Here is a 21,812-nt window from a genome sequence, read left to right as displayed (position 1 = left end):
GTACCCGCATCCGCTTCATCGGCACAGCCGTCATAAATCTAAAGGAAACTTGGCAATACAAGCCCGACTCCGGTAAAGACCGGATCAGGATCAGCCGATATATTCACTACGGCAATGAAACCGTGCCGGTGTGCCGCTAAGTATGCCATTCGGCCCGAAGGAGTAGGAAAAGCCCGACATGGATTCGACAAAACGCATTCCCCTCGATCAACTCAAGCTCGGCATGTTTATCGTGGGCTTGGATCAGCCCTGGTATCGCACTCCGTTTTTCCTTCACAAATGGCTGGTATCCAACCCCGACGATATCCAACAGCTGAAACGGCATGGCATCCAAGTCGTTACTATCGATATCGAACGTGGAGTGGACACCGCTTCGTCTGTGCTGAGCACGACGCCTGCCGCACCCGCGTCACCTCCTCAGGAGAGTGAGCCTGTTCCGACGGCGCAAAGCGATGACAGTCCCCACACTAGATCGCTGGCGGCGACCTATCGAGAGGCGATGGTCGCCGTAGAACGCGTCTTCACTGATCTTGAAGCCGGTCACCCGCCGAAAATCGCGGCCCTGAAGCCGGTTGTGCGTACATTGTTGGGAAAAATCGTGGCCCAACCGGAATCGATGATGATCCAGTTCTGCCTGGATAAAGTACGACGCTTCGACAGTTCCCTCGCCGCTCATGGCATGGACGTGTGCGTGTTAGCGCTCATCCTGGCGGTAGAAAACGGCTGTTCGGAGGCGGAGCGGGAGACCGTTGGGCTGGGAGCCTTGCTCCACGATGTCGGGTACGTTCGTCTCCCGCGCAATCTGTATCGAAAAGCGACCCCTCTGACCGAGCAGGAACAGATGCTGATGCGACAACATCCGCACCTGGCGTCGACCGTGCTGGCACAAGCGGACGCAATCCCCGATGCGGTGTCACGGATCATTCTCCACCATCACGAATACATCGATGGCAGCGGATTTCCGAAACAGTTGAAACAGGACAGCCTGTCTCCCTTGGCGCAGCTGGTCGGGTTAGCCGATACCTATGACGACCTGCTCACGACGCGGCACGGTCGCCCCGCGCTGTTGCCTCATGATGCAATACGTCAGCTCTTCGTGTTGGGCGCCAAGGGCCGGTATGACAAAACCCTGGTCGAAGTGGCCATCAAGGCTCTCGGCGTGTATCCGCTTGGTAGCCTGATAAAGTTGAATACCAATGAATGTGCCATGGTCATCGGTCTGAATCATGAAGATCGGTTACGCCCGCGGGTGCGAATCATCAAAGGTACCGATGGGGAACACCCGGAGCAGACCATAGACATCGACCTGCAACAGCAAGCCGGCGACCAACCGGTGCGAACTATTCTTCGCGCATTGGATCCGACACAGGAACATGTGGATCTTTCGCAATACCTGGAATTCACGGCAGGGACGCCCTCGTGACACATCGCTCGCAACCGACACGCACGAACGTACCACCGCCTGTCGGAGGCGTGCCGCTTCCCCCGGAGGTACTCGCGCTCCTGTGTGATGCCGTGCCATTAGGCATCTGTCTCCTCGGCGCCGATCAGACCATCGTCTTCGTCAACCGCACGGCCACACGTCTATTTCGTCAATCTTCTGCGGACTGTATCGGGAAATCGCTACTGACTCTCATCGGTCAACAGGTCGATTTGAGCGACTCCCTGCGAGCGACCGGGATCTGGACAATTCCACAGGTGGCCCCGGATCTGAGCAATCAGACGCAGGCGGGTCACGATGAGCACCAGGAGCCAGTCCCATCCATCGTCGTGGAATGGCAACAACTTCGCGTATCAGGAATCCCATCGGTCGCCACCCTCTTGACGCTCCGCGATCTGTCGCGCGAAATTGAGCTCGAGAAAGACCGTGACCGTCTCGCCGAGGTGGCCGAAGAAAGCCCCTACCCCATCGTCGAAATCGACCGCCACGGCAATCTGGTCTACGTGAATCCCGCCATGGCGGACGTCCTGTGTCGCTTTGGATACGATCTCGCTGGAAAGCCGGACATCCTTCCCGACGATCTCCCCGCGCTCGCGGCGACCTGCTTACTCGAAGGACGAACCCTGACTTCTCAGGATGTGGTGCGGGGAGAGGCCTGTTTTAGCTGGACGCTCTGTCCGGTACCCAGCCACGAACTCGTCCGTGCGTTTGCTATCGACCTCGGTGAAGTGCATGCGACGCACCGTGCTCTGAACGACATCGCCGATCGTCTCCGGGAAAGCAATCGCCAGCTCGATCAAGCACTTCAACAGGCCCAAGCGGCCGCGCGCGCAAAGTCGGCGTTTTTGGCCATGATCACCCATGAATTACGCACTCCGATGAACGGCGTCATCGGGATGGCGAGCTTGATGTTGGACACATCCCTGACCGAGGAACAACGCTCGTTCACGCATACCATCCAGCAATGCGGCGAGGCGCAATTGTCTCTCATCAACGATGTGCTCGAATGCAGCAAGATCGAAGCGGGGAAACTCGAACTCGAGAACATTGATTTCCAATTGCGCACGACCGTCGAGGATGTGCTCGCGCAGTTTGCGGAACGGGCTCAGCGTAAAGGGTTGGAGATTACCGGCTTGGTGCATGCCGCGGTTCCGAATGCGTTGCGCGGAGATCCAGGCCGATTACGGCAGATCCTCACCAATTTTGTCGGCAATGCCATCAAGTTCACCGAGCGAGGAGAGGTCACCTTGCAGGCGTTTCTGGAGAGTGATTCTCCGTCCGGCGTGACGATTAGGTTTGAAGTCACAGACTCAGGAATCGGCATCAGCGAAGATGTTCAGGCGAGGCTGTTCCAGGCCTTTACACAAGCCGACAGTTCCACCACCAGAAAATACGGGGGCACCGGACTCGGCCTTGCTATCTCCAAGCAGTTGGTGGAACTCATGCGGGGGAAGGTCGGACTGCGCAGCAAACCCGGCCAAGGAACCACGTTCTGGTGCACGGCCTTGTTTCAGAAGCAGGCGGTGTGCACGCCGGCCATCGTCCCCTCAGTTGAACTCAGTGGTCGCCGCATCCTGATCGTCGATGACAATGAGTCCAACCGCAGGCTTCTCCATCATCTGGTCTCGGGCTGGGGCATGTTGGATGGTCAGGCTCGAGACGCCGACGAAGCCCTTCAGATGCTCGAACAGGCCGCCGAAGCGGGTACACCGTACGACGCAGCCGTGCTGGATATGCTGATGCCAGGAAAAGATGGGCTCCAGCTCGCGCAAGATATTAGAGCGCATCGCCACGGCGCAGGGGTTCGCTTGATTGTCCTGACCTCGTTGATCCAGCCCGGACATGCCGAGCGAGCACGACGCGCGGGATTCACAGCCTATCTCACAAAGCCGGTACGCCACGATCAACTGCTGGGTTGCCTCCGCGTGGTATTTGGACTGCAACCACACGCGACCTTCGCAGCGACAAGCACGCCTGCCGAATCGACGATTTCTCCAAGCTTGATCACACGTCATACTCTAGCCGAACAACGAGTTCGTCCGCGCGTGCTCGTGGCAGAAGACAATGTGGTGAATCAGAAGCTTGCCGTCCGCATGCTGGAACGTCTGGGTTACCAACCTGACGTGGTCTCCAATGGGCAGGAAGCCGTGGCTGCCTTCACACGGGAAACCTACGCCGCGATTGTGATGGATTGCCAGATGCCGACGATGGATGGATACGAAGCCACGCGGCATATTCGTGAGGAGGAGCAGCGAGCTGACTCGTCCAAGACCCGTGCCCATGTGCCCATCATCGCGCTGACGGCGAATGCCATGCCGGGAGACCGCGAACGGTGCAAAGCCTCCGGAATGGATGATTATCTGGCCAAACCTGTAAAGACCGACGATCTTGGAAGAATCCTGGAACGCTGGGTTCCATTGGCCCCCCTCGATGCCGCCCCGGCACCGATACCTCCCCGGGAGATGACGAAGACGGATGCCAGCGTGTTTGACGCAAGCACCATGTTGGCGAATATCGGCGGGGATGTCGAACTATTCGATCAGTTGATCCGACTGTTCTTGGAGCGACATCGAAGTATGGTCCAGGAGATTGAGACGGCCATCAAGCAAGGCAATGCGGTCGTACTGGAACGGGCGGCACATAGCCTCAAAGGGACAGCGGGAAATCTGTGCGCACCCGATGTGGTGTTGCTGTCAAGCCAGTTGGAAGCCATCGGGCGTCTTGGCACACTCGCCGAGGCCCCTACTCTGCTCGCCCAACTCGAACGCACGATCCAGCAACTGGTAGTCGTGCTGACGCGTCAGATCACACCAAACGACTCAAGCCCGCCGAGTTAGAAACCGTACCGCACATAGTGGGTCGACGTGCGCGCTCAGAGGAGCCGTTGGGTACCCGATCGAGGGAGTCATCTGGCACGAGGGGGAGATGCGCGATGCGCATGGAACTGGAGCTGCGGGCAGTAATTCAGCGGGCGGATGCCTGAAGTCGAACAGCCGGAGACGGGCTTTGTGCGGATGCGGGCGAGAACAGCGGGTACCGAGTCGGCCACTCTTCGGAGAGGACTAACTGCTTGCAGAGTCTTGTGCGATGGTTCATGACCAGCGGTCCACGGAGATTAGCCGTAACGGCAGCGGGATCGTCTGAAGGAATGGTCAAAATCGTGACGACCGACAATTCGTCGCCGTCCTGCTTTTGAATTTCGATCATCGCATCCAATGAGAGTTCGATGCGATAGTCTGGATTGAAGAATGCCGGGTCGAGGATCACAAACGCGAGTTGAGGTTCCTCAACACACTGGAGCCACTTGAACGGCGCGTCCGTATCGTGATCCAGTATGACATACTGCGTGCATTCAGAAAAGCCTAGGATGCCGGAGGGAAACACCAGGAGCGTATCGTCGTTCACCTCAAACGTTCCGAACCTGCTCGACTGACACTTCATGACCTGTTCTCAGCCCCCCCGGCGCCCGGTTTTATTGGACAATTGGCGAAACGCTTCCAAAGGAATTATTACTGGTCCTGCGGCAATGCGATTTTCGTCTTGAATCCTCGCATGCACTTCATCGCGATGTACCTGCACCGCCGGCGGAGCTTCAATTCCCAGCCGTACCTGTCCGCCTTTGATGCCGAGCACCACAATGCGAACATCGGGACCGATAGTGACGCCTTCTCCCCTGCGTCGAGTCAAAACCAACATACAGGCCTTCCTTGGCAACTGGACACGTGTACATAGGTATATCGGTTCCGAGGGAAAGGAACTTGAGCGATGGTTAGCGGAGATAGTTGATCAGGGATGAGTCAAAGATCTTAGTAAATGTTTGACTGGCAGCCTGCACCGCCACTTCGTGTAGGCGGAGTTGAGTGATTGCCGTTGCGAGGTCGGCATCCTCATTGTCCGAGATGGATTTCGTGATTGTCAGCGTAGCGGTCTCCAATGCGTCGTGCGTGACTTGCAGACGATTGGCCAGGGCCCCGATGGTGCCTTGCGCATCGCTGATTTGGGCCGTGGCCAAATCGAGCGCCCCTAACCCGGCCTGAATGTTGGCGCGATTATTCCCTTCAAGCGCCACCAGAAGATCGCGGAGCGAATCAAACATGTTGGTGGTGGATCCGGTAAAGACCGTGCTTCCCGGCACGAGAATCTGCACGGTCTGATTTTCACCCACGGCAATCGACTGAGTTTCACTGTTGCCCTGGTAGGCGACCGTGTCTCCTGATGTAATCGTGAAAGGCTGCACATCGGTTTTCGTTCCACCGAAAATTGCCTGCCCGGCCACCTCGGTATTGCCCAGCTGGATCAACTGGCGTTGTAATTGACGAACTTCCTTAGCGATGCTCTGGCGTCCTTCTGCGGAGGTGGTGTCACTGCCGGCTTGAATGGTTAATTCACGCACTCGCGTAATCAAGTTCTGGGCCTGTCCCAATGCCTGATCGGCGGCATTCACCCGAGATGTCCCGAAGTTGATATTGCGAATCCACTGCGTCGCCTGGGAAAGCGCCGATTTGTCGAGTACGATTTGTCCGAACGCGCTGGGATCGTCTGCGGGATTGGTGACTCGCTTCTGGCTCGAAATCTGTTCCTGAGAAGTCAGCATTTGCACTCGGGAGCGCTGAAGATTGCCGAGCAGGATTCCATACATTTGTTGGTCGGCGACTCTCATAATGGCGGCTCCCTGTGAAATGATGCGGCAACTACCGCTTCAACGACAGAATCGTCTGCAGCATCTCGTCACTGGTCGTGATGAGTTTCGAGGCTGCCTCAAACGCGCGCTGATACTTCAATAAATTGATGAGCTCTTCATCCATCGAGACGCCGGAGACTTCCGCCCGATGGGCCAGCAATTGGTCGTGCAGAATCTCCTGTCCTTGCAGGTCTCGAGTCGCCCCCTGAAGCGTTCCGCCGAAGCTTCCCGCCATCGCGCTATAGTACCCTTGAAAGGTCGTGTTGCCCAATCCCGCCACCGCGGCAGTCTGCAGATTGCTGAGCGCCAAGGCGTTCACGTTATTCCCTGGCACGCCGGCCGCGGTCGAGGAAGCCGCGATCTTTTGTCTGTCCGTCAGGGCCAGGCTAATCGAGCCGGCCGTGGTTCCCGATGACAAGAAGAAGTCCTGGGTCGTGGATCCATCCAGACCGTATCCCAAACGATGTTGCGTGTTGACCTGCGAGACGAGTTGGGAGGCGAGGGTATCCAATGACGTTTGCAATCCAGCGGCCGTCGTATCGCGTGCATCGATCAACCCTTTGAGGCGACCGCCGCTGATGGCGGATGTAATATCCGTATTGGGCCCGGTCCCGCCGTCGTACCGCACGTCCAAGAGCCCGCTGTTTGTCACGTCAGGGACGCCGGTCAGTTTAAACGCCGTCTGTTCGGTGACTAAGACTTGTCCGGTTCCGACAAACACCGTCACCTGTCCGGTGCCGTCTTCAATCGAAGAAATATCGACCAGCTCCGCAAGCTCGTTGAGATACCGGCCGCGCTGATCGCGCAGGTCGTTCGCCTGCTGACCGCTCACTTCGGTGAGTTTGATCTCCCGATTCAAATCGGCAATCTTGCTCGCCAGGCCGTTCACATCGTTGATGCTGGACTGCACTTGTCCGTCCAAGGACAGGCGTTGCGCCGACAGTTGCGAGGCCGCCTGGTTTAAGAGTTTGGTCACCCCGTCGGCCTTCGTCAGCAGGACAGTTCGCGCAGTCAGATCGGCGGGATTCGTCGCGACATCCTGCCAGGCTTTAAAAAATTCATTCAGGCCGGCCGCAATACCTTGATTGTTCGAATCATTGAAGACCAATTGGATTTGTGTGAGCGCCTTCTGCGAGGCGCCGAACTGACCGATCCGTTCGTGGGACCCGAGTAATTGTTGGTCGACAAAACTATCGACGGAACGCCGAATTTCGCTCGCCGTGACGCCGGTTCCGATCTGCCCAGGCCGCCCGTTTTCGGGCAGACTTTCCGTGAGAATGAGCTCTTGCCTCGAGTAACCAGGTGTGCTGACGTTCGCAATATTCTGGCCCGTGACGGACAAGGCCCGTTGGAACGCGGCGAGTGCGTTGGATCCGACGCCGAATAATCCGTTGAGGCCTGACATAGGGGCTACCTGTTATCCCTTCGCCCTAACCATGCCGATGGGGCCCGCCACGACGGTACCCGAAGAAGAATACAGCGCCGCGGACTGTGGTGAGCGCTGCCACAAGCAGAGTGTACCTTGCAGGAATTCGAGCGACTGCCCGATGAGCGCGGCATTGAATCGGTTCAACTGATCCGTATGGCCGATGGCTGCAACAAGATCGGCTTCCTGCTGCTTCAGCGAGGACGACGGTGTGAGCGCAGCCGATTGGGTCGCTTCGTGACGCCGGTCCTGTTCCAACGCACGCATCTCATCCAAGAGTTGAGATTTTCGCTGGGTCACCGAGGTAAATTGGCCGAATGAAAGCGATCGAATCGCATCCTGCTCCTCAAGCAACAAGGCGCGGAACGCCTTGAGCTTCTCGAGCAATCGATGGATAGACGATGCGGTTTCAGTGGGGATATGCTGCGCTGCAGTCGACACCTTGCCTCCTCCCGACGATGCGCTTCGAGCCTGCGAGGACACCGTGCGACGAGTCGAGCTTGTGGACGACTCGCTAGAGGACCGCATCCGTCAGAACGTTCCGAATGATGGCATCTGCCACCTTCTTGCCGTCCACGTTGTAGGTGCCCCCTTCGACGGACTCGCGAATCTGACCGACTCGAACATCACGTTCCGCATCCGGTTGTTCCGCCGCAGCCAGCAGACGCTGAAGTTCCTTGGCCTGCTCTGAAATCTGAACGCGGTCTTGGGGCTGCGTCCCTTGAGACGGAGCATTCTTGCCGTGTGGCCGCTCCGTTTCCTGCACTCCCAACAAGATTTTCGCGAGATCTGCGGCCCTGCCGTTATTTGAGATCTCCATGACAGCTTCTCCTCCCCCAATTGCCAGGGTGTTCCAAAAGGCGTTTCCCCGAGTCGAGTACTCTTTCGGAGGAAGTGGCCCGGAACTTTAGGAAAAGCCAATAAATCAGGTAAGTTTTTCGGCATAGGCATCAACGAAAGCTGAAATTCCGATTCCCCCTGCCTCGGTGGATAATTTGGCTATTTCTTGATCATAGAAGGAGTACCACACCTGCTCCTCCTTTCGATCCAGCAGCCCTTTCGGGACCGTTTCTCTCATACTTTTAATAAGATAGGAGATAAAGTACGCTTCAAACTCCTGCCCGGCCTTATGAAGCCCTGCGCGAGCCTTCTCCCCTGTCTCAGCCTGGTCCACCGGACTACGAAATCCCAACGGCTGGGGAGCTGCCATCTGGGCTAAATCAAGTTGACCGGATATAAGCGTTTTTATTTCCATCACTTACATAGGCCTTTCCTAGACAATCTCAAGATTCGCTTGAAGTGCGCCGGCCGATCGGAGGGCCGACAAAATGGCCACAAGATCTCGCGGTGTGACGCCCACGGCGTTTAATGCCCGCACCACTTCTCCCAGCGTCACGGTTTGATCGACGACGATCAGTCGTGACTCCTGTTCGCTGACTTCCGTCTGCACGTCTGGAGTAACCGTCGTTTGCCCTTGGGTCGACCCGATCAGCGGAGCCGGCGGCTGCGAGACGTTGAGCGTATTCTTGACGGAAATCGTCAGGTTGCCGTGAGAGATCGCGCAAGTGGAGAGTCGGACATGTTCACCCAGGACCACCGTGCCGGTACGTTCGTTCACCACCACCTTGGCGGCGACATCCACGGTCACATCCAACCCTTCCATGGTCGCGATATATTCCACGACTCGTCCGTGAAAGCTCGCGGGAAGCGACGTTTTGACGAGGCCTGCATTCACCGGTACGGCCGTGCCCTTCCCAAACGTCCCGTCGATCACTTCCGCCGTTCGAATGGCCGTGGTGAAGTCCGGATGGCGCAGCAGCACAGACACGGAGTCCCAGTTTTCGATATCCACGACCAATTCTTTTTCCACAATGGCGCCGGCAGGAACGACCCCGGCTGCCTGATGGTTCTTCGTCACGGTCGCACCGCCTGCGCCTCCGGTACCTCCTAAGAATCCACCGATGGAGACCGGCCCCTGAGCCACGGCGAACACCTGTTGATTCGGCGCCTTCAACGGCGTGGACAACAGCGTGCCGCCCTGGAGACTTTTCGCATTGGCCATTGAGGAGACGATTGCGTCCAGCGTCATCCCTGGCTTCACAAACGGCGGAAGTTTCGCCGTCACCATCACCGAGGCAATATTGCGGGTGAGCAACTGAATGGGATCGATCACGAGATTGATGCCCATCTTGTTCAACATGGACATCATGGCTTGAATCGTAAACTGTCCGCCGATGACCTGATCGCCCGTCCGGTCGAGGCCGACGACGAGTCCATACCCGATCAACTGGTTTTCGCGCACGCCTTCGATTGTCGCGACGTCCTTGACCCGAACGGCCTGCGCCAATGAGGCCGAGAACAGGGTGATCGTGAGGAAGGCCAACATGCCCACTGCGGTTCGCCGAAACCAGGCCATCCCCTGCGGCTGTCTCTCAGGGACAGGCGCCGGTTTCGGCGGCGGAGGTGTCCAGGGACGTGCGAGGAGGTCGGGATCCATCGAGGCCGGGCGCAGAACCCCGCTTGACAGCATCAGCCGGAAGCATTGCGTAATCATCGCCCGTTGTTGTTTGCGCGGCCTCGTCATGATAACTCCTGTGGCTGGTCGATGCTTCCCGACGACCTTGCGATCAAAACGGATAGACCCAATCAAGAATTCTGACGAGCCAACCCGGCCGCTGCACATCGTCGACGACTCCCAGGCCGGAGTATTCGATCTTGGCGTCGGCAATGGCGCTCGACTGCACGGTGTTCTTCGTATTGACATCCACGCGCCTGACGATGCCTGCGATGGTCATGATCTGGCGTTCCGAATTGACGGTCACCTCACGGCGCCCCTCGACCCGTAAGTCACCGTTCGGCAAGACTTCCGTCACGATGGCTGAAATGGTGCCCGTCAACGTGTCCTCTCGATTCGTCGCGCCTTTGCCGCCGAACTTACTCTTGGCGCTGGCATCAACGCCGAAGCCGCGTTTGGCTTCCCCGCCCAGACGGATCCCGGGGAGGCCGAGATACCCCATCCCGGTCCCGCCGATTCCATTCGAAATAGTGGAGTCTCTCTCCGCGTTCGTGTCGGCGCTTTTCGACCCCTTGTGCTTTTCCACAATCAGAATCGTAATGATGTCGCCGATGCGCATGGCGCGAAGATCTTCATAGAGATAGGCTCGGCCATTCTCTTCCTGCCACAACGACCCCGTCGTCTTGGGCGGAGGCAGTTTGGCCATCTCCACCTTTTGTTGTTTCGTGCTGGGTGAGGCCGAACAGCCGATCAGCAGGCACAACGCAAGCCCACACCAGAGGCTCCCAATGGCGCGATATCGAACAAGCGAGCGGTTAAAAACTGACACGGACCACCCCCGGTGCGACGACGGTCGCCCGCAATTCCTTGCCGGAATCGACGTTGGAGACCGTGATAGTTTGACCGAGTTCACCATGCGATTTCGTGACCCCGACGGTTTGAATCGACAACCCTCCCTGCCGAGCCTCGATCATGACCCGATCGCCCTTATGCACGGCGAAGGGACGTCGCAGCGCGGTCATGCGAATAGCATTTTGAGGTGGAAGCGGGCGGATGGCCGCTTTGCCGATCACCTCGGCAAGATGAGTCACAAACGGTTGCTTGAGATCGTACAGCACGATCCGTTCCGTGGTGACGTCGTCGCTTTCGATCTGCTCGTCCACTTTAATCGGCCGGACCGGGACCACCACTTCAACAATCGCAGCCACGTCGGCCGTGGCATCGATCGTCTTGATGAATCGCCCGTTCACGGCCAGATGAATCTGAAACACTCGACGGCCAAGCGACTCGTCCGAACGAGCTGCACTGACCTGCAGGTCGACCGCCCCCGATGGCACGACAATCGGTTGCTGCGGATCGCCGAGCGCCACCTGACAATCGACGGCTCGGCCGGCCAGTTCTCGCTTCACGAAATCGTGGATCACCCCGCGGATTTGTTCCGGATAAATAAGCCGTTTCCCGCGTGCCTGCGGGAGACTGTGGGTCGGATGCGCAAACGCCTCGTGTATCTGGAACTGCGGCCGGGTCGAGGCCCGCTCCCCTGCCATCGCCGGCAGAACAGTGCTCATGACCAAACTGAGGGTCGCAACAGACAGCAAGCCGACTCGATTCACAGGTCTCACCCTTGGTTGATGGTGCGGCGCCGATTACCGGCGCAGGTTGTTGGCAATTTGCATCATTTCATCCGATGCCTGAATGGTCTTGGAGTTAATTTCGTAACTCCGCTGGGCGATGATCATGTTGACCATCTCCTCCGCCAGATTGACGTTCGAACTTTCCAGGAACCCTTGCTGCAACGTCCCGAAGCCGGTCGAAAATCCGCCTGTGCCCTGTTGCGCCGGCCCGGACGCAAAGCTGTCGAGAAACAAGTTGCCACCCATCGCGACCAAACCCGACGGATTGTCAAAACGCACCAACTGAATCTGGCCCACCTGCGACGCCTGAGTGACGCCGGGCAGCAGGACGGACACGGTGCCATCCTGACCAACATCGATTTTTAATGCACCTGATGGAATCGTAATGACTGGATTGAGTTGGTCGCCGTCACCAGTCACGAGGTTCCCGACGTTATCGCGCTTGAAAGAGCCGTTACGGGTATACATGATGGTGCCGTCCGGCCTGGTCACCTGGAAGAAGCCGGCGCCGTCGATCGCCAGATCGAGATCGTTCCCGGTCTGCCGCATGTTGCCCTGTGCCCATTCCTTGGCCACGGTGATGGGGCGCACACCGCCTCCGACCTGCACGCCGACTGGAAAGACGCCCACGTTCGACGCATTCGTGCCCGGCAATCGCTGGATTTGATACAGCAGATCGCCGAACTCCGCCCGACTGCGCTTGAACGCGTTCGTGTTGACGTTCGCCAGATTGTGGGCAATCGTATCCACGTTCAGTTGTTGGGCCGTCATTCCCGTCGCCGCCGTCCACATTGCGCGAATCATACACCCCTCCTATTGCACTCGGCCCAGGTCTTGGATGGCCGTCTCCGTCATACGATCCATGGTTTGGATCAATTTCTGCGCCGACTCGTAACTGCGCATGCCCTGCATCATCTTCACCATCTCACTCAGCGAATTCACGTTTGACTCTTCAATATGTCCCGACTGTACCTGCGGTTGCGTGGAGACCGTCGGCTTCCCGCCGACAAAGAGTCCTTCGGCAAATTTCTCCGGCATCGCAGTTTCGGGGAACTCGACGACCTTGATGCTGCCGATCGGAGTCCCTTCCACTTGGATTGCCCCCTCTGCATTGATCTGAATGTTACCGGCCGGCACCTTGATCTCCCCTTTGGTACCCATGACCGGGTGCCCGAGATTCGTGACCAAGCGGCGTTGGCTATCCAGCGAAAAAATGCCGCTGCGCGTATATCGAACTCCATCGGGTGTCTTCACTTCAAAGAATCCGTTGCCCTGTAGCGCAAGATCCAAGGGATTCCCCGTAATGCGAATTCGTCCCGGCTCAAACGCGGTTCTGATGCCATGCGCTTCCGCGAACACGCGTTCGCTCGGACCGGCAGGCCTGGTGGAAATCGTGGCGGTGATTCCCCCTGTGACGACTCCTGTGCCCACAGAACTCGCGCGCGCAAAAAGTCCTCGGAACCCTTGCTGATCCTGCTTGAATCCAGCCGTATTGACGTTGGCCAGGTTGTTGGCAAAGACCTGGAGTTGCTTTTCCTGGGCAACGGCGCCGGACAGTATCGGGTAGATCGCTCGATTCATCTGAGAGTCTTCCAGTGGACCTGTGATGCTACAGGAGGAGTTAGCAAGCGACATGCCACCCCCCTTCCTGATGTGAGCGACACGTCAGCAGGGAGTGGCTCGAAGAAAATCCTTATGATTGCAGTGGGATGGACACCCGGGGACGGGCGGGCACGATATCGCCTCACTCCATCACCGATCGAATGGCCCGACCGGAGCGGAAGTCTTTGCCTCAAGGCAGGAAAGTCCTGCCTACATCAGCGAGCCAGTCTGTGGGAGCGAGGTGAATTACGCCGCGAGGGTGGAGGCCGAATCGAGGGAGGAAGCAGTCAGGGCGTCATGCCATCCGTAGATGGCGTACCCTTCGGCACGAGCCGCAGCAACAGCCCGAGTAGCGGCATTGAGGAGTGGGCCACTCTCTTCCGCATCATGGCCGGAAAGACCGATTCCCATGCGGCTGGTGAAAAACAGTTCGTGCGCATCCAGCGTCACCGGGAGCGCGATCGTGGCGTGCATTTTTTGGGCGATGGCCAGCGCCTCATCGGGCCCGCTCACCTGATCCAGGAGGACCACGAAGGTCCGTTCGGCCAACCGTGCGAGCGTGTCGGTGCTTCGCAGGGCACTCTTCACCCGCGCGGCTTGCACTCGATACATGAGGCTCTCGTTGACTTGTGTCGACGCATCGATTTGCGGCGTGAAATGATCCATCTCGATCATGATCACCGCGACCTGCCGGCCGTGCGCCTGTGCGCGTGGCAAGGCTTGATTGAGGAGCGCCGTGAACAACCGCCGAGTCGGCAAACCGGTCACCGAGTCGTAGGTGTGCAGGCCCATGATGTTCGACTCCTCCGAGCGCGTATGCAGCATACTCGCCGATTGAGCTGCCCTCGGCGTCCAGAAGGTCGCGCCAAAAATGACAAGTGTGAGAACGAGGCCGACCGAGATCATGAGCGGATAGGCCGTCAACGCCGAGAGAGTCAGCAGACCCACGGAGGCTGTCCAATATAATCCGCCGGCCATGAACAGAATGCAGGCCCCCGCGCCAAGTTGCGTGGTATCGAAGAATGCCGAACCCGTTTCGTCATCGGGCCGGCCATGCCGGTTCGTCGAATCACGTCCCCTGAGATCGCCCAAATGGCTGGATTCCTGGCGCGGCTGATTCATACCTTCCCCAAAACATCTCATTCCCAACGGGCTGTCTGGGCTAGGGAGGTATCGGAGAACGGTAGGAGAAACTGAAGGGAGGGGTATTCCTACGACGCCGCGGTGATATTCCCGATGTGAACGAACAAGAACGGCGATCAGGTTGCCAGAAGCGCCTACTCAGACATCAACCGGTTCGAGACGTGTCTTCAGGTGGAGGATGGCTTTCGAATGGATCTGACAGACTCGGGATTCGGTCACCTTGAGCGTCTGCCCGATTTCCTTCATCGTGAGTTCCTCGAAGTAATAGAGCGACAACACCAGCCGTTCTTTTTCAGGCAGATCGTGAATCGCAGATTCGAGCACGTGACGCGCCCGCTCATTCACCAGCAAGGACAGCGGATCGGGCTGATTCGAGTCGGTCAAAACACTCAGTATCTTATGCCCATCCTGATCCTGTACGCCCAGATCGTCGAGGCTGATGACCACGGCTCCCCGTGAGCGGGTTAAGAATTCATCCAATTCTTCCGCGGACATCTTCAGCTCTTTGCCGACTTCCTGATCCGTCGGCGGGCGGCCGAACCGATGCAAGAGCTCGGAATAGGTCTTTTGTAACAGTGTAATTCGTTCGTGAACCGAACGCGGAATCCAATCCATCGACCGGATTTCATCGAGCATGGCGCCACGGATTCGAAACTCTGCATAGGTCTTGAACTTCGCTTCTCGGGTCGGGTCGTACTTGTCCATCGCATCCATGAGGCCCATGATCCCGACAGACATCAGATCTTCCGCGTCCATATAGGCCGGCAGGCGGAATGCCAGTCGATGGGCCATGGCCTTCACCACGTGGGTGAACTCCTGAATCACGCGTTCTCGATCCGCTTCCGGAATCACCCGGCGGGAGGCGTTTCTGACTGCAGACATTTTTCGAGCATCCATCATTCGCTACAATCCTTTCAGTCAGTGCGTCCGCAAGAGTTGTTGCCAGAGAAACTGCACTGTGCCTTTAGGAAGCGCCGGTGGAGTCAACTGAGCCACCGCCTCAGTCAATTCTCGAAACGCACGGCTCGCCGGCGCGTGCGGAAAGAGATCGATCACGGCCCGCTGCTGAGTGACCGCCATCGGGACATAGTCGTCCAAGGGAATGGCGCCGAGATAATCCAGAGAAATATGCAAGAACCGGCTGACGGCCAACTCGAGTTTCCGGAAGATGCGCGCAGCATCTCGCGGCGACTTCACCATGTTGACGAGCACGTAAAACCGACGTTCCCGGTATTGTCGGAGCAGCACCTTCATCAAAGCATAGGCATCGGTCATGGAGGTGGGTTCCGGAGAGACCACGACCACGATCGATTGCGCGGCCGCTGCAAAGTAGGTCACGGTGGAAGAAATCCCCGCGCCGGTATCGATCAGCAACACGTCCATGCTCGAGGCCAATCGTTCAAGTTCATCTTGAAGGATCAGCTGCTGCGCTTCCGTCAGGATCGTCAATTGAGAAATGCCCGTACTGGCCGGGAGAACCGTAATCCCCTGCGGACCGGCCAAAGCGATATCTTCGAGCCGACAAGTCTTGGCAAGCACGTGCTCCAACGTATATTTCGGGGTCAGCCCCAGCAGAATATCGACGTTGCCCAATCCGAGATCTGCATCCAGGACGAGCACACGTTTTCCGGTTTGGGCCAGAGCGATGGCGGTATTGACCACGACATTGGTCTTCCCCACGCCGCCTTTTCCGCTGGTCACGGTAATGACCTGCGTGCGAGAGGGACCGACGTTGTCACCAAGCACCTTCATCTGCGGATCCATAATTCCTGGTTGCATCGCCATCGTCACTCCCCTCTTGTTCGACCGTCGCCTATCGCACGTAACTCTTCATGCCCGGCACACACGTTGGAGTCGTCTGTCGATCCCAGGTCTGAGTGCTCCCGCCGGCCGGCGTCCGCACTTGCCCTCCCAGTAACAGGTCGCCCAGGCGATCGACTTGCGCCTGAACCAGGTCGTCAGGCACCCGTTGGCCGGTTCCCCAATAGGAGAGCGGAATCCCGGTGCGATGGGTCGCCTCAAAGATGCCGCCATATCCGGCGGTTTCATCAAGCTTGGTAAACAGTAATCGGAGACCGGGCACATCCACACACTGACTGGTGCTGACCACGAGATCGGGCACACGCGTACCCGCCGCCAGAACGAGATGGACCTCCATGGGAGTGCCCCCGGTGAGCAAGCCCCTCCAGCGTTGCGCCGCGATGGGCTCGTAGGGATTGAAGCCGGCAGTATCGATGAGAATCAATTCCGCCTCACAGGCCTGCTCAATCGCCGCGCGAGCCTCGCTGCAAGACGCGGCCACCGACAGCTCGATACCCAACACCTCGGCATAGAGACGAAGATGTTCCACTGCCGCGGGTCGATAGGTATCCATCGTGATCAGGGCGACGCTTCGCTGCTCGACGATGCCGTAGTGCGTGGCCAGCTTGGCAATGGTCGAGGTCTTGCCGACCCCGCTCGGCCCCACGAACAGGGCAACTTTTTGCTCCCCTGCCCTACTGAGCAGAGGGCCGGCTGTGGTGACGCGATCAAGCAGCACCGTCCGGAGCAACTGCAGGGAGGAATTGCGCTGCGCCGACCCCTTCTCCACCAACGTTTCTCTAAGTTCCCGCAAGCACGCTTCGGCCGTCACATGCTCCACACCCTGCGCCAGCAAATCTTCATACACCCGTTGAAAGGACTGGAATGTGGTGCCTTGGCTCTCACCCTGACCGTGCGCGGAGGCCGGTGTCGCTCGGGGCTCACGCGGTAGACTTTCGGCCGGACGGCCAACCGGTCGCGGTTTTTCCGGCGACGTCTCCATCGCACCCTGGAGGGTTCGTTGAAAGCGCGATTCCTCCGCCGGCACCAGAGGCGCATGCCTATCGGCCGGACGTGTGGCGTCATCTTCACCGAGCAACGGCGCTGCTTCCGGGACGGCGGCATCATCTTCAATAGCTGCCATGACCTCTAAGACAGACCCGCCTAACAATCCAAACCCGTTATCCCACGATCGCACTCGTTTCGTGGACAGAATCACTGCATCGGGACCTAACGTGTCCTTGATCGACCGAATGGCCTCGTGCATCGATTTGACATGGAACGTCCGTACCTTCATGCCAAGCTCCTGCTTTCACCGACTTCAAGGTCGAGCCGGACGGTTTCCATCGCCTGCAAACGTGTCACGCTTTCCACCTCATTCATTCCCAAGATCGGTACCGAGTGCAAAATTCTGTCCGTCAGTTTCCGCAGATGCCGCCGTAAGGAAGGCGAGCATAAAATGACCGGCTGATGCCCTCGCCCGACCATACGTTCCGCGGCAGCCTTCAATGCTGTGAGCAGTTTCTGTGCCACCAACGGATCGGGCACCCACTGGTTTCCCTGTCCCGCCGCATTCGCCTGATCGGCCAGTGTCCGGTCCAATCGTGGGTCGAGTCCGATGATCGGCAGAGAGCCATCCGGCGCAAGGTACGGCTTCGTAATCGTCCGTCCCAGCGCTTGTCTGGCGACTTCCGTCAGGATATCGGGATCTTTGGTGCTCGCCGCATGGTCGGCCACTGTTTCAAGAATCGTTCGCAAGTCACGAATCGGCACGCCCTCCCGCAAGAGATGCGACAACACCCTGACAAGCGTACCCAGCGGAATGAGATTGGGAATGACTTCCTCGACCAGCTTGGGGTGATTCTTGCCGAGTTCATCGAGCAAGCCCTGCACTTCTTGCCGCCCCAGGAGTTCATGCGCATGCCGCTTGATCAGCTCTGACAGGTGCGTGGCGATCGCAGACCCGGGATCCACGACGGTATATCCCGCCAGCTGCGCCCGTTCGCGTTGCTTCTCCGGCACCCACAAGGCCGGCAGGCCGAAAGCCGGTTCCTTCGTCGGGAGTCCTTGGATAGCGCCGCGCTGAGCTGTTCCCGGATCGATTGCCAAAACATGCCCGGGCATGACTTCAGACTTGGCCAATTCGACACCTTTCAACAGGGCCGCATATTCATTGGGTCGAAGTTGCAAGTTATCCCGAATATGGATGGGAGGGAGCACGAAACCCATTTGCTCGGCAAACTGTCGCCGCAGCCCTTTAATTCGATCCAGCAGAGCCCCACCCTGCCCTCCATCGACGAGACTGATCAGTCCGTACCCGACCTGCACTTCCATGAGATCCAGAGGGACCACCTGCGTGGCCGACTCTTCGGCCTTGACCTGCGGCGCGGCCTGCGCCGGGGCGGCCTCAGCCAACTTCTGCTGCTCATTGATTTGATAGGCGATCCACGCGCTCAGCCCCCCCAACGCCAGAAACGCCACATGGGGAAGCCCAGGGACCAGGCCCAGGGTGATCAGGATGCCGGAGGCGGTGCCGATGGCTTTGGGCGAAATGAGCACTTGCCGGCTGATTTCAAAACCCAGGTTGACCTCGGACGCCGCGCGCGTGATGACGATACCGGCTGCGGTCGACACGATGAGCGCCGGAATCTGCGCGACGAGTCCTTCACCGACCGTCAGCAAGGTATACGTCTGCGCCGCGGCCGCCACCGTCATACCCTGCTGCAGGACACCGATCGTCAAACCGCCGACAATATTGACGAAGGTAATAATGACGGCGGCCACGGCATCACCACGGACGAATTTGCTCGAACCATCCATAGCCCCATAAAAGTCTGCTTCCTGCGCGATATCCTTTCGTCGCTGACGCGCTTCCTTGTCGTTGATGAGACCGGCGTTGAGATCGGCATCGATGCTCATCTGCTTGCCGGGCATCGCATCCAAGGTGAACCGTGCGGCGACTTCCGCGACACGGCCGGCGCCCTTCGTAATGACCACAAAGTTGATGATGACCAAAATCGTAAAGACCACCAGACCGACGGTATAGTTGCCGCCGACGACGAACGTGCCGAAGGCCCGAATGACTTCTCCGGCGGCAGCCGTCCCCTCATTACCGTGCAGGAGAATCAATCGCGTCGAGGCGATATTGAGTGCCAGGCGCAACAGCGTCACCATCAACAAGATCGAGGGAAACACCGAGAACTCGAGCGGCCGTCGCACCTGCATGCCGACCAGGAGAATAATGATCGACACGGTGATATTGAAGGCGAGCAGCAGATCCAGAAAGAACCGAGGCAACGGAATCAACATGACCATCAAGATGCCCACGACTCCGACGGACATCATGATGTCCGGGTGCTTCACCAAAGAGGTCGTGGGAATTGAAGTCGTCTCGTTCGCCATATACACTCCCGTTCCGACTACGCCGGCGGCAATTTGCCGCGGACCCGATACACAAACGCGAGGATCTCCGCGATCGCACGATAGAGGTCTTCAGGGACTTCACGCCCCACGTCGACCAGCTTGAACAGAGTGCGCGCGACCAACTTGTTTTCGACGATCATGACCCCGTGTTGGCGCCCGATTTCCCGGATCTTTTCGGCGATAAAACCGGCGCCCTTGGCCACGACGACCGGGGCCCCCATCGCCTTCGAGTCATACTTCAGCGCCACGGCCAAGTGCGTCGGATTGGTGATGATCACATCCGCCTTCGGCACCTCGGCCATCATCCGCTTTCGAGCCATATCTCTCTGCGTACTGCGAATCTTGGCCTTGAGGGCGGGATCTCCTTCCGCCGCACGACTTTCTTCTTTGATTTCATCGCGCGACATTCGCAGGTCGCGCTCCCATTCAAAGCGTTGAAAGCCATAATCCAGGGCACCGATGATCATGGCGGCCCCGCCCATCATGAGCGCGGCTTTGAACGTGGCCCACCCCACGGTCGGTAACAGCGTCTCCATACCGAATTGAGTCAGCGGTGAAAACAACGTCATATCCTGCTTAATCGTGAGATACCCGACGCCTCCGATGGCGATGATCTTGAGCCAGGATTTCACCAGCTCGCTCAATGACCGCACAGAGAATAGACGGGCGAATCCACCCATTGGACTAATGCGGGACATTTCCAACTGCAGTCCGTCCCGCTTCCAGAGAAAGCCGGTTTGCATGAGGTTCGCGCCGACGCCGACGACCGCGATTCCCGCCACCACCGGCCCCAGCATCACAAATACATCGAGTCCGATTTGCCTCAAAATGAGGTGCAGGTTATCGAGGCTGAGCGAGCGCTGGGTGGCCTCCTCCATAGATTTTCCGAGCCACCATTGCAGCGATCCGTGGAGCCCGTTCAGAATGCGCGGCGTCATCCAATACAGCGCGCCCAAACTTCCCAGCAACGACATCGCCATCGCGGCATCGCGACTGAGGGCCACCTGGCCTTTCGCCCTCGCATCTGCTTTGCGTTTCGGAGTCGCTTTCTCTGTACGATTGTCGCCGCCGTCAGCCATGTCCAAGTGCTTTCAAAAGACCCAGGATGGTGTCCACCAGAGTTTCGAATTCTTTCGCAAACAACGACAAGGTAAACGGCATGGCCAGGCTCATCGCCAGGAGCCCCGCCCCGATGGTGAGGGGAAAACTCATCACAAACACGTTCATTTGAGGGACGGCTCGACCGAGCACCGCCAGCACGGTGTTCACGACCAGCAAAGTCGCGAAGACGGGAGCCGCCAGTTTTAGCGCGACCCTCAACATGTTCTGCGTCAATTGGATGATATCCTGAGCGATACTGTCGGACAGCTTGGCAGCGAAGGGCGGCACGAACTCATAACTCATACCGATCGCATGCACCACCATCAGATGTGCGTTGAGGGACAGAAACACCAGCGAACCGAGGGTGAGCTGAAACTGCGCAATGATCGGCGCATTTTGATGGCTCATGGGATCGAACATCTGAATCGCACCGAAGCCCATCTGGGTGCCGACCAGCTCGCCGGCCACTTGAAATCCCGAAAAGAGCAGGCGCACCGCCAGCCCGATGGTCAAACCGATCAGGAACTCACTGCCGATTCCCGCAATGACCAGCGCCGGGTCCGCCGGCAAACTCGGCAAGTGAATGATCGGCGTCAGGACAAGCCCCAGCATGGTGACGAGTCCTGTTTTGACCGGCATGGGGATCGTGCGCGAATTGAGGATGGGAAACACGCTGACAATCCCCGCAATGCGGACCAGCAAAATAGAAAAGGCCTGGAACTGCGGGAGCGCAAGATGAATGGTGTTCGCGGTGCTCATTGCAGTCTCGGGTCCTTCAGTGGATCAATGTAGGAATGCTGGTAATGAGCTGGGTCATAAAGGCAATTAAGACGCCCATCATCCACGGCAGAAACAACAAGGTCGCGGCGAAGATCGCCAGCACTTTCGGCACGAATGTTAACGTCGCCTCGTTGATTTGCGTCATCGCCTGAAACGTGCTGACCAGCAGTCCGACGATCAGACTCAACCCCAAGATCGGCGCGGACACCAAAATCGTGGTTTCGATGGCTTGGCGGCCGATTTCCGTGACCGTTTCAATCGTCATA

The 21,812-nt window shown here is 58.1% G+C and carries 22 protein-coding genes; 2 read left to right on the top strand and 20 right to left on the bottom strand.

What is annotated here, in order from left to right; genetic code table 11:
• The first annotated feature begins 178 nt into the window (after positions 1-178).
• Together V9G17_19190 and V9G17_19185 are read left to right on the top strand one after the other, a co-directional pair.
• Positions 179-1,423: a DUF3391 domain-containing protein gene (locus V9G17_19190; protein MEI2754723.1), complete on the top strand. Its 1,245-nt coding sequence runs from the start codon at positions 179-181 to the stop codon at positions 1,421-1,423.
• Positions 1,420-4,278, top strand: a complete 2,859-nt coding sequence (locus tag V9G17_19185; protein ID MEI2754722.1) for a response regulator — start codon at positions 1,420-1,422, stop codon at positions 4,276-4,278. Before V9G17_19190 ends, V9G17_19185 begins: the two co-directional genes overlap by 4 nt.
• Before the next feature lie 127 nt (positions 4,279-4,405).
• Here the strand turns inward: V9G17_19185 and V9G17_19180 are convergent, their stop codons facing one another.
• From V9G17_19180 to fliQ, 20 genes are all read right to left on the bottom strand, one after another.
• Positions 4,406-4,882: a flagellar assembly protein FliW gene (locus V9G17_19180; protein MEI2754721.1), complete on the bottom strand. Its 477-nt coding sequence runs from the start codon at positions 4,880-4,882 to the stop codon at positions 4,406-4,408.
• A gap of 9 nt (positions 4,883-4,891) precedes the next feature.
• Entirely contained in the window at positions 4,892-5,137 is a 246-nt protein-coding gene (csrA, locus tag V9G17_19175) for a carbon storage regulator CsrA (GenBank protein ID MEI2754720.1), read from the bottom strand.
• 73 nt (positions 5,138-5,210) lie between these two features.
• Positions 5,211-6,101, bottom strand: coding sequence for a flagellar hook-associated protein FlgL (gene flgL / locus V9G17_19170; protein ID MEI2754719.1), 891 nt, complete (start codon positions 6,099-6,101; stop codon positions 5,211-5,213).
• A gap of 31 nt (positions 6,102-6,132) precedes the next feature.
• Complete coding sequence (gene flgK / locus V9G17_19165; GenBank protein ID MEI2754718.1) at positions 6,133-7,527, bottom strand: flagellar hook-associated protein FlgK; 1,395 nt, start codon at positions 7,525-7,527, stop codon at positions 6,133-6,135.
• Between the two features lie 12 nt (positions 7,528-7,539).
• A complete protein-coding gene (locus V9G17_19160) occupies positions 7,540-7,989 on the bottom strand; it encodes a flagellar protein FlgN (protein MEI2754717.1) in 450 nt (149 codons plus the stop codon).
• Positions 7,990-8,062: 73 nt separating this feature from the next.
• On the bottom strand, positions 8,063-8,368 hold the full coding sequence (gene flgM, locus V9G17_19155; protein ID MEI2754716.1) for a flagellar biosynthesis anti-sigma factor FlgM: 306 nt from the start codon (positions 8,366-8,368) through the stop codon (positions 8,063-8,065).
• 105 nt (positions 8,369-8,473) lie between these two features.
• A complete protein-coding gene (locus V9G17_19150; GenBank protein MEI2754715.1) occupies positions 8,474-8,803 on the bottom strand; it encodes a rod-binding protein in 330 nt (109 codons plus the stop codon).
• 18 nt (positions 8,804-8,821) lie between these two features.
• Entirely contained in the window at positions 8,822-10,132 is a 1,311-nt protein-coding gene (locus tag V9G17_19145) for a flagellar basal body P-ring protein FlgI (GenBank protein ID MEI2754714.1), read from the bottom strand.
• 43 nt (positions 10,133-10,175) lie between these two features.
• A complete protein-coding gene (locus V9G17_19140) occupies positions 10,176-10,892 on the bottom strand; it encodes a flagellar basal body L-ring protein FlgH (protein MEI2754713.1) in 717 nt (238 codons plus the stop codon).
• The gene (gene flgA, locus V9G17_19135) at positions 10,879-11,676 is read right to left on the bottom strand and encodes a flagellar basal body P-ring formation chaperone FlgA (protein ID MEI2754712.1); all 798 of its coding nucleotides are present in this window, start codon (positions 11,674-11,676) and stop codon (positions 10,879-10,881) included. The genes V9G17_19140 and flgA overlap by 14 nt, the downstream gene beginning before the upstream one ends.
• A 33-nt stretch (positions 11,677-11,709) precedes the next feature.
• Positions 11,710-12,501 (bottom strand): flagellar basal-body rod protein FlgG, encoded by a 792-nt coding sequence (gene flgG, locus V9G17_19130; protein MEI2754711.1) that lies wholly within the window; start codon positions 12,499-12,501, stop codon positions 11,710-11,712.
• Between the two features lie 9 nt (positions 12,502-12,510).
• Positions 12,511-13,278 (bottom strand): flagellar hook-basal body protein, encoded by a 768-nt coding sequence (locus V9G17_19125; GenBank protein ID MEI2754710.1) that lies wholly within the window; start codon positions 13,276-13,278, stop codon positions 12,511-12,513.
• Between the two features lie 267 nt (positions 13,279-13,545).
• Complete coding sequence (locus tag V9G17_19120) at positions 13,546-14,421, bottom strand: GGDEF domain-containing protein (protein MEI2754709.1); 876 nt, start codon at positions 14,419-14,421, stop codon at positions 13,546-13,548.
• A gap of 159 nt (positions 14,422-14,580) precedes the next feature.
• Positions 14,581-15,324: a FliA/WhiG family RNA polymerase sigma factor gene (locus tag V9G17_19115; protein MEI2754708.1), complete on the bottom strand. Its 744-nt coding sequence runs from the start codon at positions 15,322-15,324 to the stop codon at positions 14,581-14,583.
• Between the two features lie 36 nt (positions 15,325-15,360).
• On the bottom strand, positions 15,361-16,227 hold the full coding sequence (locus V9G17_19110; GenBank protein ID MEI2754707.1) for a MinD/ParA family protein: 867 nt from the start codon (positions 16,225-16,227) through the stop codon (positions 15,361-15,363).
• A gap of 28 nt (positions 16,228-16,255) precedes the next feature.
• Complete coding sequence (gene flhF / locus V9G17_19105) at positions 16,256-17,539, bottom strand: flagellar biosynthesis protein FlhF (GenBank protein MEI2754706.1); 1,284 nt, start codon at positions 17,537-17,539, stop codon at positions 16,256-16,258.
• Positions 17,536-19,644: a flagellar biosynthesis protein FlhA gene (gene flhA, locus V9G17_19100; protein MEI2754705.1), complete on the bottom strand. Its 2,109-nt coding sequence runs from the start codon at positions 19,642-19,644 to the stop codon at positions 17,536-17,538. The genes flhF and flhA overlap by 4 nt, the downstream gene beginning before the upstream one ends.
• Positions 19,645-19,661: 17 nt before the next feature.
• The gene (flhB, locus tag V9G17_19095; protein MEI2754704.1) at positions 19,662-20,744 is read right to left on the bottom strand and encodes a flagellar biosynthesis protein FlhB; all 1,083 of its coding nucleotides are present in this window, start codon (positions 20,742-20,744) and stop codon (positions 19,662-19,664) included.
• Positions 20,737-21,525, bottom strand: a complete 789-nt coding sequence (gene fliR / locus V9G17_19090; GenBank protein ID MEI2754703.1) for a flagellar biosynthetic protein FliR — start codon at positions 21,523-21,525, stop codon at positions 20,737-20,739. Before fliR ends, flhB begins: the two co-directional genes overlap by 8 nt.
• 16 nt (positions 21,526-21,541) lie before the next feature.
• Entirely contained in the window at positions 21,542-21,811 is a 270-nt protein-coding gene (fliQ, locus tag V9G17_19085; GenBank protein ID MEI2754702.1) for a flagellar biosynthesis protein FliQ, read from the bottom strand.
• Position 21,812: the final 1 nt, after the last annotated feature.

The organism is Nitrospira sp., from assembly GCA_037045225.1.
Lineage (GTDB): Bacteria > Nitrospirota > Nitrospiria > Nitrospirales > Nitrospiraceae > Nitrospira_A.
Note: the sequence above shows the minus strand (reverse complement) of the source record. Positions and strands in the feature narration are given on the sequence as shown.

Excerpts from the sequence above, each read along its gene's own strand:
- V9G17_19190 (MEI2754723.1), top strand. The coding sequence starts at position 179 with ATGGATTCGACAAAACGCATTCCCCTCGATCAACTCAAGCTCGGCATG.
- V9G17_19180 (MEI2754721.1), bottom strand. The coding sequence starts at position 4,882 with ATGAAGTGTCAGTCGAGCAGGTTCGGAACGTTTGAGGTGAACGACGAT.
- csrA (MEI2754720.1), bottom strand. The coding sequence starts at position 5,137 with ATGTTGGTTTTGACTCGACGCAGGGGAGAAGGCGTCACTATCGGTCCC.
- flgL (MEI2754719.1), bottom strand. The coding sequence starts at position 6,101 with ATGAGAGTCGCCGACCAACAAATGTATGGAATCCTGCTCGGCAATCTT.
- flgK (MEI2754718.1), bottom strand. The coding sequence starts at position 7,527 with ATGTCAGGCCTCAACGGATTATTCGGCGTCGGATCCAACGCACTCGCC.
- flgM (MEI2754716.1), bottom strand. The coding sequence starts at position 8,368 with ATGGAGATCTCAAATAACGGCAGGGCCGCAGATCTCGCGAAAATCTTG.
- V9G17_19150 (MEI2754715.1), bottom strand. The coding sequence starts at position 8,803 with ATGGAAATAAAAACGCTTATATCCGGTCAACTTGATTTAGCCCAGATG.
- V9G17_19145 (MEI2754714.1), bottom strand. The coding sequence starts at position 10,132 with ATGACGAGGCCGCGCAAACAACAACGGGCGATGATTACGCAATGCTTC.
- flgG (MEI2754711.1), bottom strand. The coding sequence starts at position 12,501 with ATGATTCGCGCAATGTGGACGGCGGCGACGGGAATGACGGCCCAACAA.
- V9G17_19125 (MEI2754710.1), bottom strand. The coding sequence starts at position 13,278 with ATGAATCGAGCGATCTACCCGATACTGTCCGGCGCCGTTGCCCAGGAA.
- V9G17_19120 (MEI2754709.1), bottom strand. The coding sequence starts at position 14,421 with ATGAATCAGCCGCGCCAGGAATCCAGCCATTTGGGCGATCTCAGGGGA.
- V9G17_19115 (MEI2754708.1), bottom strand. The coding sequence starts at position 15,324 with ATGTCTGCAGTCAGAAACGCCTCCCGCCGGGTGATTCCGGAAGCGGAT.
- V9G17_19110 (MEI2754707.1), bottom strand. The coding sequence starts at position 16,227 with ATGGCGATGCAACCAGGAATTATGGATCCGCAGATGAAGGTGCTTGGT.
- flhF (MEI2754706.1), bottom strand. The coding sequence starts at position 17,539 with ATGAAGGTACGGACGTTCCATGTCAAATCGATGCACGAGGCCATTCGG.
- flhA (MEI2754705.1), bottom strand. The coding sequence starts at position 19,644 with ATGGCGAACGAGACGACTTCAATTCCCACGACCTCTTTGGTGAAGCAC.
- flhB (MEI2754704.1), bottom strand. The coding sequence starts at position 20,744 with ATGGCTGACGGCGGCGACAATCGTACAGAGAAAGCGACTCCGAAACGC.
- fliR (MEI2754703.1), bottom strand. The coding sequence starts at position 21,525 with ATGAGCACCGCGAACACCATTCATCTTGCGCTCCCGCAGTTCCAGGCC.
- fliQ (MEI2754702.1), bottom strand. The coding sequence starts at position 21,811 with ATGACGATTGAAACGGTCACGGAAATCGGCCGCCAAGCCATCGAAACC.